This is a genomic window from Mesorhizobium sp. M4A.F.Ca.ET.020.02.1.1 (genome assembly GCF_004022645.1).
Taxonomy (GTDB): domain Bacteria; phylum Pseudomonadota; class Alphaproteobacteria; order Rhizobiales; family Rhizobiaceae; genus Mesorhizobium.
Genome location: NZ_RZOI01000183.1, coordinates 1 through 9194 on the forward strand (window position 1 = coordinate 1; position 9194 = coordinate 9194).

13 protein-coding genes are annotated in these 9194 nt (G+C 64.3%); 6 read left to right on the forward strand and 7 right to left on the reverse strand.

Features of this window, described 5'->3' with window-relative positions; genetic code table 11:
- The first annotated feature begins 167 nt into the window (after nucleotides 1-167).
- Entirely contained in the window at nucleotides 168-905 is a 738-nt protein-coding gene (locus EN742_RS14045; RefSeq protein WP_128332932.1) for a hypothetical protein, read from the forward strand.
- Nucleotides 906-1001: 96 nt separating this feature from the next.
- Nucleotides 1002-1307 carry a hypothetical protein gene (locus tag EN742_RS14050; protein WP_126055213.1) on the forward strand — a complete coding sequence of 102 codons (306 nt, stop codon included), beginning with the start codon at nucleotides 1002-1004 and terminating at the stop codon, nucleotides 1305-1307.
- Nucleotides 1308-1406: 99 nt separating this feature from the next.
- Here the strand turns inward: EN742_RS14050 and EN742_RS14055 are convergent, their stop codons facing one another.
- Nucleotides 1407-1829: a DoxX family protein gene (locus EN742_RS14055; protein WP_126055214.1), complete on the reverse strand. Its 423-nt coding sequence runs from the start codon at nucleotides 1827-1829 to the stop codon at nucleotides 1407-1409.
- Between the two features lie 304 nt (nucleotides 1830-2133).
- Complete coding sequence (locus EN742_RS14060) at nucleotides 2134-2889, reverse strand: tryptophan 2,3-dioxygenase family protein (protein WP_126055215.1); 756 nt, start codon at nucleotides 2887-2889, stop codon at nucleotides 2134-2136.
- Nucleotides 2890-3044: 155 nt separating this feature from the next.
- On the opposite strand from EN742_RS14060, the gene EN742_RS14065 reads away from it, so the two are divergent.
- Nucleotides 3045-3521: an Lrp/AsnC family transcriptional regulator gene (locus EN742_RS14065; RefSeq protein ID WP_127400059.1), complete on the forward strand. Its 477-nt coding sequence runs from the start codon at nucleotides 3045-3047 to the stop codon at nucleotides 3519-3521.
- Here EN742_RS14065 and EN742_RS14070 read toward each other — a convergent pair.
- Nucleotides 3511-3981 carry an Lrp/AsnC family transcriptional regulator gene (locus EN742_RS14070; protein ID WP_126059122.1) on the reverse strand — a complete coding sequence of 157 codons (471 nt, stop codon included), beginning with the start codon at nucleotides 3979-3981 and terminating at the stop codon, nucleotides 3511-3513. The two genes, EN742_RS14065 and EN742_RS14070, sit on opposite strands and share 11 nt — an antisense overlap.
- A gap of 110 nt (nucleotides 3982-4091) precedes the next feature.
- On the opposite strand from EN742_RS14070, the gene EN742_RS14075 reads away from it, so the two are divergent.
- Nucleotides 4092-4646 carry an alpha/beta hydrolase gene (locus EN742_RS14075; RefSeq protein WP_126055216.1) on the forward strand — a complete coding sequence of 185 codons (555 nt, stop codon included), beginning with the start codon at nucleotides 4092-4094 and terminating at the stop codon, nucleotides 4644-4646.
- A 115-nt stretch (nucleotides 4647-4761) separates the two neighbouring features.
- Here the strand turns inward: EN742_RS14075 and EN742_RS14080 are convergent, their stop codons facing one another.
- The 3 genes from EN742_RS14080 to EN742_RS14085 all read right to left on the reverse strand — a co-directional run bounded on the left by EN742_RS14080 (nucleotide 4762) and on the right by EN742_RS14085 (nucleotide 6970).
- Nucleotides 4762-6126, reverse strand: coding sequence for an RtcB family protein (locus EN742_RS14080; RefSeq protein ID WP_245492319.1), 1365 nt, complete (start codon nucleotides 6124-6126; stop codon nucleotides 4762-4764).
- A 123-nt stretch (nucleotides 6127-6249) separates the two neighbouring features.
- Nucleotides 6250-6408, reverse strand: coding sequence for a hypothetical protein (locus tag EN742_RS38090; protein WP_189363165.1), 159 nt, complete (start codon nucleotides 6406-6408; stop codon nucleotides 6250-6252).
- A gap of 205 nt (nucleotides 6409-6613) precedes the next feature.
- Nucleotides 6614-6970 (reverse strand): SPW repeat protein, encoded by a 357-nt coding sequence (locus EN742_RS14085; protein WP_127400061.1) that lies wholly within the window; start codon nucleotides 6968-6970, stop codon nucleotides 6614-6616.
- 315 nt (nucleotides 6971-7285) lie between these two features.
- Here EN742_RS14085 and EN742_RS38095 point away from each other — a divergent pair, with 315 nt between their 5' ends.
- Entirely contained in the window at nucleotides 7286-7465 is a 180-nt protein-coding gene (locus EN742_RS38095; RefSeq protein ID WP_126055219.1) for a hypothetical protein, read from the forward strand.
- A 32-nt stretch (nucleotides 7466-7497) separates the two neighbouring features.
- Here the strand turns inward: EN742_RS38095 and EN742_RS14095 are convergent, their stop codons facing one another.
- Entirely contained in the window at nucleotides 7498-8469 is a 972-nt protein-coding gene (locus EN742_RS14095) for an SDR family oxidoreductase (protein WP_126055220.1), read from the reverse strand.
- A 294-nt stretch (nucleotides 8470-8763) separates the two neighbouring features.
- On the opposite strand from EN742_RS14095, the gene EN742_RS14100 reads away from it, so the two are divergent.
- Nucleotides 8764-9081 (forward strand): DUF982 domain-containing protein, encoded by a 318-nt coding sequence (locus EN742_RS14100; RefSeq protein WP_126055221.1) that lies wholly within the window; start codon nucleotides 8764-8766, stop codon nucleotides 9079-9081.
- Nucleotides 9082-9194 lie beyond the last annotated feature (113 nt).

Here is a 9194-nt window from a genome sequence, read left to right on the forward strand (position 1 = left end):
TTGTCCGGACCGATGGCCAATACGACCTAAGCGCCGTCGCCATCTTCTACGGCGACCGCGCGACGCCACCGCTAGGCGGCCGCGAGGTCAAGGCGCTCTGGCAGGAGTACGGCCAACGCTGGATGGAGCTGTAGGCGCGATCAATCTTTGCGTCCATGCACAGGCAAATGACAGAACCGCCGGAGCTCCAGCGCCTGATCGACGACTGCTACGATGCGTTTGCGCCCTGCCCGCCGCCGCGTGTGCTGCGCGCCTCGCCGCTGCGCGATCCGGTGGCGATCCTGAAGACGCTCACCTCGGCGCCGTTGCGCGAGTTGACCGGCGAGCAGATCGGGCCCTATGCCGGCTGGGCGATCACCACGGTTGGCGACGTTGCCGACTATAAGCACTTCCTGCCGCGGATACTCGAGTTGGCTGTCTTCGACCAGCGATGGCACGGCCTCGATCCGCCGATCATCGCCAGCAAATTGAGCCGTGGCGGGTGGCGGACGTGGCCGCGGGACGAACGAGCGGCGGTGCAGGCGCTTTTTGCTGGTGCCTGGCGTCATGGTTTTGAGCAGCATCCCGACGATGGCGACCCGACGGGTTGGCTGTGTGGAATCGCAATCGCCGGCGGCGACCTCGACGCGACGCTGGAAGCATGGCTTTCCTCGACCTCGGCCAATGCCGCGCTGCACTTGGCGGAGTTCTTTGGGAGCGATGCCGAGCGGCTCATCAAGGAAAAGGCCAATCGGAATTTCTGGAACGACGCCGGCGACGACACGATCGAAAAGATGCGGCGCTGGCTGCTCAGCGAGCCGGTTCTGGACCGGCTGTTGTCGGCGAGCGTCAGGCCCGAAGAGCAATGGCGTATCGACTCGGCGCTGCTTATCCTCGACGCTGTCACGCAGGAACGGCACGGCTAGCGACTCCGGACCGATCAGGCGACGGCAGCAAGCATCATGCCGGATCGGAAACGCCGTTCGTGCGTTTTTGAGGCGAGGTCAATGGGAGGAACCGCCATGAACGTCGCCAATCTGCAGCTCGAGGGCCTGTTGATGGCCGTCGCGTCGATCAACCAGGTGCTGGTGCGCAAGGGTGTGCTGACGGTCGAGGAGATCGACATTGCGCTGCGCCGGGCCGAGGCCTGCGAGACGGGTGAGGATCGCTCCGAAGGCATGTCGGCATCGAGCCGCGATGCCGTCAACTTCCCGATCCGGCTGCTGGAACTCGCCAACCGGTGCCAGCCGGAGGCGGACATGCCGTCCTTCTCGAAGCTCGCCCGCATGGTCGGCCAGATGAAGGAACCTTACAACGACCAGATGTGAGGGGGGTGCATCTCGGGGCCGCCGATTGTCGATGCCGGCGCCGCCCCTCATCCGCCCTTCGGGCACCTTCTCCCCGTTGAACGGGGAGAAGGAATGAGGTCACGCCCTGCCCGGCCAACCCTGGCGCAGCGAAAGCACGCTGCCCGGGCCGTGCACGGCGGCGAACAGCAGGCCGGCGGCAAACGGGAAATGCGACATGAAGGCGCCGAACTCGGCCTGGTTGCCGGCCCAGTGCGAAGGGCCGTGGAAGGCAAAGCCGAGGAAGGTGACATAGACCGCGCCGATCAGCGCCGCCGGGGTCAGCAAGGCGCCGGTCAGGAAGGCAATCACCAGCAGCGTTTCGAGGATCGCCGCGCACCATGCCAGGAACAGCGGGAACGGGAAGCCGGCGGCGGCGATGTAGCCGGCGGTGGCGCCGATATCCATGAGTTTGAAGGCCACCCCCATCGCGAACATGGCGGCGAAGATCAGCCGGGCGATGAGGATGACTGCGGTCTGCCAGGTCGATTGGGTGCTTTCCATGATGTCTCTCCGGGTGTTGCTGCGTTCGGCCCTAGGACGGGCGAGGCGCGGGAGTTCCGACATGGGGGTGCAAATAGTTTTGGCTGGCGGGGTGGCAAGCCTGGCTCCCCCTTCTCCCCTTGTGGGAGAAGGTGGATCGGCGCGCAGCGCCGAGACGGATGAGGGGTGCTGGAAGAAGCTCGGCGCGGAAAATCAAATGATTTTAGATGTTTATATCTGAAAGGTAGCATTCCGGCCAACACCCCTCATCCGTCCGAGCTTCGCTCGGACACCTTCTCCCACAAGGGAGAAGGGGGAGCCAAGCTCACCCCGCCTTCGCGTGCGGGCAATGGCTGATCGACTCCCTGACGGTGCCATATTCAGCGCCCCAGCGGTCGGTCATGTCGCAGCGTATGTCCCATAGCTCGGGGAAGAAACGGTGGCGGGCGCCGCCTTCCAGCATCTCCACCGGGCGACCCTTCAGCGATCTGGAGCCGAGCCCGATCGAGCGGTGGATAAGATAGAGGTGGTTGGCGCGGAACTTCTGGAACAGCTCGTCGAACTCGATCAGCGCCTCGGCGACGACGTAGGCGTCGCCATGGTCGTAGCGCGCGTCATAGACATCCGCGACGGTCAGCCCGCGGCCATCGAGGTATGAGGCCTTGAAGGCCCGCCAGAGGTCCGGCGGCATGCGCAGGAGCAGCTTGAAGCCTGGCGATTCCTGGCCACTGCCATTGCCGAGCTGCAGGCGGATCTGCTGATACTCTTTGGGTGACATGGTTTCGAGCACGTCAAGCTGTGCCGTCATCAGCCGCATCAGCCGGTGCACCCGGCCCATCAGCGTGACGATCCGGTGGGTATCCTCTCTCACCAGGTAATCGAGGACGTCGGCCAGCGTGTAGGCGATGAGCTTCATCCACAGCTCCTCGACCTGGTGCACGATCTGGAACTGCAGTTCGTCGGCATTGACCATATCAGCCAGCGGCTTCTGGCATTGGAGAAGCTTGTCGCATTGCAGATAGACACCGTAGTCGCGCATCTCGGGCGCCTCGATGCGGGCGTGGTATTCGGACTTCAGCATGTTCTTCTCCCTTGCCCGGGCCGCGATGCGGGCCATTCGTTGGATACTGAGACCAGGATAGGGCTTTTCGCTTGAACATTGTTCCTTTTTGTTATCCAAATGGCGCCATTTGAAGGACGAATGTCCTCTTTAGAGCGAAATATGGAGAACGATTGATGCTGGATGCCCTCGACCGCAAGATCGTCGCCGCACTCGAGCGCGACGCGCGCATCTCCTTTGGCGAACTGGCCGAGGAGGTCGGCCTCAGCAAGACGCCTTGCTGGAAGCGGGTAAAGGCGCTGGAGGAAGCGGGCGTCATCCGCGGCTATTCCACCCGCATCGATCCGGCCAGGATCGGCTTCGACATCGAGGCCTTCATCCAGGTGTCGATTGACTTCGAGGTGTCGGACGCCTTCGAGGCGGCGGTGCAGAGACATCCGCTGATCCGGCGCTGCTACGCCACCACCGGCGAGGCCGACTACCTCCTGCAGATCGTGACGGTTGACATGATGGCGCTCGACCGGATGCTGCGCGAGGAGCTGAGCCGCCTACCCGGCGTGCGGCGCACCATAACCTCGATGGCGATGCGCGAGATCAAGGGGGATATTTCCTTCGCCAACGCGGCGGCGCATACGCTGCGCCTCATCGCATAACGAGGTCCCGCCCCAGCCGCTTCGGCGGCTCGGCCCGCAGCACCACATTCGTCGTCACCGCGCCGTAGCGGCCGATGCCGTCGACGATTGCCTCGAGATCGGGCGGCGACGGGACGACGACCTTGACCAGGAAACAGTCCTCGCCGGTCACCCGCAGCACCTCGATCACCTCAGGCATCTGCGCGAATTTCTTCAGGCAGGACTGGATGTGCTCATGCGTGGTGCGCAGGCGGATGACGGCCATGGTGCCGAGCCCAAGCGCCGCGGGCTCGATCACCGCCCGGTAGCCGGCGACGATGCCGCGCTCCTCCAGCCGTTTCACCCGCTCGGAGGTGGCGGGCTGGGACAGGCCGACGCGGCGGCCAAGCTCGGAAATGCCGATGCGGCCGTCCTCCTGCAGGATCTCCACGATCGCCATGTCGGTGGGGTCGAGCCTCGGTCTTGCCTCGCCGTTTGCCATGCTTGCCTTCAATCCATCGGAATTCTTGCCTGCTTTCCGATGATCTCTCATTCCCTCGGCCAGAGGAAGGCCTAGAATTGCCGGTATTGCATCGGCAGGAAAGGCGGTCCATGAGCGAATTCATCATCGTGCCCGGCATTGGCGGCTCGGGCGAAGCACACTGGCAGACGCGCTGGCAGCGGGCGAACCCAGCGATGCGCCGCTTCAGCCCGGCGAGTTGGGAGCAGCCGGACCTCGACGACTGGATCGGCGCCCTCGACGCTGCGGTGGCGGCGGCGAATGCCCCGCCCGTCCTGATTGCCCACAGCCTCGGCTGCCTGCTCGTCGCGCATTGGCAGCAGGTCTCGCGGCGTGCGGTCGCCGGGGCTTTCCTGGTCGCGGTTCCCGACCCGGCAAGCGAGGCCTTTCCGGCCTCGGCACGAAGCTTCGCGGGCACGCCGGCAGGGCGGCTTCGCTTCCCCTCGCTCATCGTCGCCAGCAGCGACGATCCCTATGGCTCGCTGGAGTATGCCGGGACAAAGGCCGCGCAATGGGGAAGCGGCCTGCATGTTGCCGGCACACTCGGCCACATCAATGGCGACAGCGGACTTGGTGATTGGGCCGAGGGAATGGAACTGCTGGCGGCTTTCGCTAGCGAGGTGCAAAGGGAGACGGCAGGGGCCTAGTTGGCGGAAGCCGACGAACGATGACCTGAGCAAGGCGGCGAAGCGCACGGGGTGCTGAAGTCATCGCTACCGCCTCCGGGGCACCGGAGGATGGCCGCAGGCACTCACGAGCCACTCACCTCCTGTCCCGCCAGGGCATGTCTTTCTGCCAGTCGCCCGCCATGATCGAGCCGTAAGGGTCGACGAAGTCGTCGATCGTTGCAAGGCGGTGCCGCTCGATCTGGCCGACCACCTGGCTCGCGCTCTTGTAGGCCGCCGGCAGTTCCGACAGGTCCGGCGTGCCGAGCCAGAAGCGGATGTCGAGCCCGTTCGTCTCGGCCTTCACCACATCGTCGAAGTCGCGGCTGCCGATCACCTCGCGCAGATAGCGCGTGCGGCTCATGTTGCGGCCGGCGCCGTGCGGTGAAAAGCCGAGCGCCGCCTTCTTGTCGGCATGGCCGGCGATCAGGATCGGCTCGCTCATGTTCATCGGGATCAGCGTGCGGCCGTCATCGTCCGGCGAAAAGCCGTCGAAGGACGGCGTCGCCCCCTTGGCGTGGTAGAAAAGCCCGTCGTCGCGACGGAAGACGAAATTGTGCTCGTTCCAGAAGCGGTCGGCGATCTGGTTGCCGAGCTTGGCCTGGATGCGGTCATGGATGCGGAAATGGTTCTGCTTGGTCCATTCGCGAATGACCTGCAACGCGTCCCAATAGGCCCGGCCGTCCGGCGTGTCGGCCTCGATCCAGGCGGCACCCGGCGGCGTCTTCGGCGAGACGATCGCGGTATGCCGGCGGGCAACCGCCATGCCGCGCTTGTAGAGCATGGCGCCCGGGCCGCGCGAGCCGTGATGGGTGACGATCGCCGGCTGTCCGGTCGAGCGCAGATGCCCGACATAGAGGAAGTGGTTGCCGTCGCCCTGCGTGCCGAGATTGCTGTCGCCGATCGCTGTCACGTCGGAGAGGAACCGGTTGGCCTTGAAGCGCGCCGAAAGCTCGGCGGGCATCGCCCAGCCGCGCTGGTCCTTGCGGCCGCCGGGACCGAAATGGGTGATCTCGAAGGCGGCGTCGAGGATTTTCTTCGGGTCGTCGTTGCGCTTGAAGACGGTGATGGCCATCGAGCAGCAGATGTCGGCCGAATGGAAGCCGGGATGGATGGCGTTCCTGGTCGCCACGACGCCGCCTACCGGAATGGTGCCGGCCGGACATGCGTCAGGCATGACGACACCTGACACTACGGTCGGCGTACGCAGAAGCGCGTCCATCGCTTCCACGACCAGCCCAAGATTGTCTCGCTCGACATCATTTTCGGGTTCGAGGAAAACGCCGAACGGCAGCGCGTTGGTGCGCGGCATCATCTCGACCGGCATGAGCGTCTGGAGATGGGCGAATATCTCGTCCTGCGACCTGCCCTCGCCCTCCATGCGCTGGGCATCGGCGATCGCCCCGGGAAACCATTTCCCAGGCTTGAAACCCCACTGGATGAGATCCTTGCCGGTAATCACGGCCGTTCCCCGTCGCCAAAAAGGCGCGGTGAATACCACATCGCGCCGGCGCGAACCAGCCGGCACAATCGCCACCGCGCCGTAACGCGGCGATGCCATGATCAGATGACGACGCCGACGCGATCAGTTCGATGGAGATTTTTCGCGCGCGCGATCCAACTCTGCGCGCGCCTCCTCTTTCTGCTTCTCGGCATCGGCCTTGCGCTTCGGGCAGTCCTCGAAATTGTGGTCGCGGCCGCCGCAATAGGAGCAGCATTTCGCGGGCGCTTCCGGGTGGAGCATCGAAGCCATTCCCAAGAATGCACGAAAAGCTTTCCGGTTGCAGCAATTCGTGATGCGCCCGCAGCCGCCGGTTCAGCCAATGCTCCGATATTGCTGGAATTGCTTCTCTTTTACGCAATTCCGGACGGAAAACCGCTGCACACTTTTCCTGGAATTGCTTTAAGGAGCTCGCCGCTTGCGCGGCGGGCTCCCAGTTAATCACCCGTCACGCATGCGCGTGCGGATGATGGACATCCCAGACCGCCCAGGCCGATACGGCAACCACCAGAATGCCGAGGATAACATGGGTCGCCATCGCGTTGGCGTTTGCCATGAAGCCCAGCAGCCAGGGTGAAACGATCAGCCAAAGCCCGAGGACGAGATTCACCCATTCCTCCCACTCCGCGAACACCGAAAGCGTCGCCAAAGCCAACGCGCCGAGCGCAACGCCAACAATCCAGGCGTTCCACGCGGGCATCGTCTCAGCGGCGAAGCCGATGATCCAGGGGGAGATGAACAGGCAGATCGCAAGGACCAGATTGATCCAATCCTGGCCCCTCTTTCCTTCCATCATCATTGCCATAGACAACCTCCATGAAGATGAAGCTTGACCAAAGCACTACGTTTCGCGTGCAGAGCACGCTTAGTCATTGATATAATTACGTTTCAAAATCCTTCAAGGTTCAGGCCACTTTACCGGCCCGCTGCCTCCATGCGACCGGGCCGCCGGCGGCAGCCATCTCTCCCCGGCGCCGGGCGCCGAGATGCGTCGCTTTTTCCAGGGAACCCCCGGGGCATCGGCGCGTTCGCCTAGGAACAGCTCGGCAAATAGCAGAAATTTGCCTTGGCAAACAAAGGTGCTATATTAGCTGACTAAACGAAGTGGTGCCGTGAACCGATGGCCAAGAAGAAATCGAGACCTATGCTATCCGCGATCTCGCCCGCCTCCGCGGCCGAGGCCTATGAGGCTGCCTACTTCGCCCGCAAATGCGGCCTGACCCGCGACGAAGCGCTGAAGATGATGCGCGAGGCGCAGGCCGGCGTGAGGGCCCCGTCCGAAGGCAAGCGCAAGGGTTAGGCCCCCTACCCCCACCTCTGGCAAGCCTCCTCTCAATAGCCGCCGACAATCGGCAGGATCTCGCCGGTGATGTAGCTGGAGCATTGCGGCGAAGCGAGGAACACATAGGCCGGCGCGATCTCTTCCGGTTGCGCCGGCCGCTTCATCGGCGTCTTGGCGCCGAACTGGGAAACGTCCTCGGCCTCCTTTTCCGACGGATTGAGCGGCGTCCAGACCGGGCCCGGCGCCACCGCGTTGACGCGGATGCCCTTGCCGATCAGGTTGCCCGACAGAGCGCGCGTGAAGGCGTGGATGCCGCCCTTGGTCATCGAATAGTCGACCAGATGCTTCGAACCCTCGATGCCGGTGACCGAACCGGTGTTGATGATGGCCGAGCCCGGCTTCATGTGCGGCACGGCTGCCTGCGCCATATGGAAATAGCCGTAGAGATTGGTCTTCAGCGTGGTGTCGAAATGCTCCTCGGTGAGGTCGGTGAAATCGGTCGAATGGATCTGGAAGGCGGCGTTGTTGACCAGCACATCGAGGCCACCCAATGCCTTCACCGTCTGCTCGACCGCCTTGCGGCAGAAGGCGCGCCTGGCGACATCGCCGCGCAGCGCCAGGCAGCGCCTGCCCTCGGCCTCGACTGCGCGCTTGGTCGTCTCGGCGTCGCGATCCTCACTGAGATAGGCGATGGCGATATCGGCGCCCTCGCGCGCGAACAGCACCGCCACGGCACGACCGATGCCGGAATCGCCGCCGGTGATCAGCGCCACCTTGCCGTCGAGCTTCTTCGAGCCCTGCCAGAACGGCGCGTCGTAGAGCGGCGCCGGCTCGATCGCCCACTCCTCGCCGGGTTTTGGATGATGCTGCTTCGGGAAAGGCGGCACGGGATATTCGCGCGCCCCGGCCTGCATGGCACCCGGCTCTTTCGCCTTGGCCTTGCGGCGGTCATCGGCGTCGACCTTGCGCTGCACGCGGCGCTGCCTGCCTGCCGCCTTCGATGTGTCGGATTTCGTCAGCATCGCTTCGTCTCCTGGTTTCGATAAGGACAACGTCTGCCGCTCGAAAAGGTTGGCAAAGTCGAAACACCGGACCGGCCGCCCGCGGGCCTCGGCGCCGGTCGCGGCATATCAAAGTTAAATGCGACGACCGGCGCGCGATGGTAGTCGATGCAATGAGGGACCTTGTGGAGGCATCTGATGAAACCGGTTCTTGCGAGCAGTCCCCTTCTGGCCCTGGGCGTCGTCGCCTTCACGATCGCGCCCTTCGCCGGATTGCTATGGCGAACCCGGGAGTGGTTCGGCTGGTGACCGGCCGTGAGTCTGTTCCTGCCCCTGACGATCCGGTTCGCCGATGGCGGCTCGATGGTCGTGTCGTCCATCGCCGATGCCAAGAAGGCGCTCGCCAGGACATGGAAGGATAAGGACGCCGCGACCTATGTCGTGGCGGTCCGCCTGGTGGACGACGCACTCGCAGGGATCTGCCGACCCGCTGTTGCCTTCGACGCGTTCAAGACGGCCGCGGCGGAGCAAGGGCTGCTGAGGCCCGGCGACCGGAGCGCCGCGCTCGTCATGCTCGACGAGCTGTGGGCGCCGGGCAGCGCCAAGTCGGCGGCCCCCAGAAAACCCGGCTGATCGCCCATGGCCTGGAACGTCAGCATCGGCGACGAGGTGATCGTGAACGCCACCATCCTGAAGCTGCTCGGCAGCGGCCGCGCGCGGGTGCGGATCCCGACCCACAACTATCC

What these genes read in the sequence shown, in the direction of transcription:
- EN742_RS14045 (WP_128332932.1), top strand. Translation starts at nt 168, where the DNA reads ATGACAGAACCGCCGGAGCTCCAGCGCCTGATCGACGACTGCTACGAT.
- EN742_RS14050 (WP_126055213.1), top strand. Translation starts at nt 1,002, where the DNA reads ATGAACGTCGCCAATCTGCAGCTCGAGGGCCTGTTGATGGCCGTCGCG.
- EN742_RS14055 (WP_126055214.1), bottom strand. Translation starts at nt 1,829, where the DNA reads ATGGAAAGCACCCAATCGACCTGGCAGACCGCAGTCATCCTCATCGCC.
- EN742_RS14060 (WP_126055215.1), bottom strand. Translation starts at nt 2,889, where the DNA reads ATGCTGAAGTCCGAATACCACGCCCGCATCGAGGCGCCCGAGATGCGC.
- EN742_RS14065 (WP_127400059.1), top strand. Translation starts at nt 3,045, where the DNA reads ATGCTGGATGCCCTCGACCGCAAGATCGTCGCCGCACTCGAGCGCGAC.
- EN742_RS14070 (WP_126059122.1), bottom strand. Translation starts at nt 3,981, where the DNA reads ATGGCAAACGGCGAGGCAAGACCGAGGCTCGACCCCACCGACATGGCG.
- EN742_RS14075 (WP_126055216.1), top strand. Translation starts at nt 4,092, where the DNA reads ATGAGCGAATTCATCATCGTGCCCGGCATTGGCGGCTCGGGCGAAGCA.
- EN742_RS38090 (WP_189363165.1), bottom strand. Translation starts at nt 6,408, where the DNA reads ATGCTCCACCCGGAAGCGCCCGCGAAATGCTGCTCCTATTGCGGCGGC.
- EN742_RS14085 (WP_127400061.1), bottom strand. Translation starts at nt 6,970, where the DNA reads ATGGCAATGATGATGGAAGGAAAGAGGGGCCAGGATTGGATCAATCTG.
- EN742_RS38095 (WP_126055219.1), top strand. Translation starts at nt 7,286, where the DNA reads ATGGCCAAGAAGAAATCGAGACCTATGCTATCCGCGATCTCGCCCGCC.
- EN742_RS14095 (WP_126055220.1), bottom strand. Translation starts at nt 8,469, where the DNA reads ATGCTGACGAAATCCGACACATCGAAGGCGGCAGGCAGGCAGCGCCGC.